Origin of the sequence: Bartonella rattaustraliani AUST/NH4, from assembly GCF_000312565.1 — a bacterium.
Classification (GTDB): Bacteria; Pseudomonadota; Alphaproteobacteria; order Rhizobiales; family Rhizobiaceae; genus Bartonella; species Bartonella rattaustraliani.
In genome coordinates this window covers 1-1,570 of the sequence record NZ_CALW02000023.1, presented here as the reverse complement: position 1 = coordinate 1,570, position 1,570 = coordinate 1, and the positions used below count along the sequence as shown (strand labels likewise).

Sequence of the window (1,570 nt, the reverse complement as noted above, 5' to 3'; positions counted from 1 at the left end):
AGAGTGGCGTGTGGGGAAGTGCGTGGAGTTGGGAGAAGGAGGGAGGAGGCTGTTGATATCAAGAGGAAGGTGGATGTCTGGTAGCCTCTCGGTCTCTGGTGTGGGACGATATATGCTTAAGCAAGAAAGTATGGTGCGGTTTTGCTCTTTTTGCTTTTACAGTTTTTTATAATCCGACAAGAAACCTTTTGAAGCAACATAGAGGCTAATAAGCATATAAAAGAGGCTGGCAACGGCATTCCAACCGGCAAAAGAAAGAAAAAGAAAACGCTTGGAAGCTTCAGAACAAGAAGGAGGTTGTATATTGTTCAATCGGTTAAAAAGCTGGTTTACATCTGTTGTTCTTTTTATTGCGCCTGTCCCACAACTAGAAGGTGCCGGCCAAAAGCCATATTCAACACCCGTATGATAGATTGCTAAAACAAGGCTGATGGTCATAAGGATAAAAACACACAAAAATAAAAGTTGGATCCAAGAAGATATGCGGGAAAACCAGGTTCCAATCCCCGCTAAAATTAAAAATGGTATTGCACCATAATATGGAAAACGCTCAATAAGACACAAGTCGCAAGGAAGATATCCCCCTATATATTCAAAACCAAGTGCTAAACTTATCGTAACAGAAAGGCAAAAGGTGAGAAAAAAAGCCCATAAACTTTGCTCTTTCCTGCTTGGTTCAAGATGAAGATGTTTGTGTAAACTCTGCTTAAAGGACAAAATATTGGACATTGAGGATATTCCCTAAAATCAAATGTGTTTGTTCACAAAAGCTATAAAAATTCCATAGATAAGTAGGAGGGTAACACAACCAATCAAGACAATCCATTTGAAATGATGCGAAAGAAACTTCATTGCTTTCTGCCCAAAATGTTTAATGAGCCATGCCAAAAGATAAAAACGCGCTCCTCGAGAAAGAATACAGATGAGAATAAAAAGTTCAAGATGCACACCCATGACTCCTGCCAAAATCGTAACAATTTTGATAGGAGGAAGGTGTAAAAAACCTGAAGTGATCAGTAAAATGATAAGGAATTCTAGGGTAGTATTGTTTTGTAGGGATTGAAAACTTTCAACTTTACCGTAAAATTCTAAAATTGGTTTGGCAAGCGTGTCATAAGCAAAATGCCCAATAAACCAGCCTAAAACTCCCCCTAAAACAGAACATAAAGTGGCGATAAGAGCATAGCGATACGCTTTAAGAGGATGAACAAGCGTCATCGGAATATATAAAACATCTACCGGAACTGGAAAAACAGAACTTTCAATAAACGCAATGAATCCAAGCCAGTAAGGCGCTGTACGCCGGCTTGCTAAAGAAATAGTCCAAAGCTTTAGTTTGTTGAATATCATGAGGGCTTTATAGGTCTAAGAGGTAAAGACTTTACAAATCGTACTTTATAAACGCGATGGTACAGGTGTTTTGAGAGTCTGCAAGAAAATATTTGCAAGCGTTGTGGATGAGTACTCTTACGATTCGGTGTGTGGATACTTGCAAGCTTAGTGGGCGCGTGCTCTTACGAGCTGGTGTAGATATTTGCAAGCCTTGTGGGGAAGTGCTCTTACGATTCGG

Annotated in this window: 2 protein-coding genes; both read right to left on the bottom strand. The window is 39.8% G+C overall.

Annotated elements, in window-relative coordinates; all coding sequences use genetic code 11:
• Positions 1-156 precede the first annotated feature (156 nt).
• Positions 157-729 (bottom strand): disulfide bond formation protein B, encoded by a 573-nt coding sequence (locus tag BN67_RS03555; protein ID WP_019222768.1) that lies wholly within the window; start codon positions 727-729, stop codon positions 157-159.
• An 18-nt stretch (positions 730-747) separates the two neighbouring features.
• Positions 748-1,350, bottom strand: a complete 603-nt coding sequence (locus BN67_RS03550; protein ID WP_019222767.1) for a YqaA family protein — start codon at positions 1,348-1,350, stop codon at positions 748-750.
• Between the last annotated feature and the right edge of the window lie 220 nt (positions 1,351-1,570).

What these genes read in the sequence shown, in the direction of transcription:
- BN67_RS03555 (WP_019222768.1), bottom strand. Translation starts at nt 729, where the DNA reads ATGTCCAATATTTTGTCCTTTAAGCAGAGTTTACACAAACATCTTCAT.
- BN67_RS03550 (WP_019222767.1), bottom strand. Translation starts at nt 1,350, where the DNA reads ATGATATTCAACAAACTAAAGCTTTGGACTATTTCTTTAGCAAGCCGG.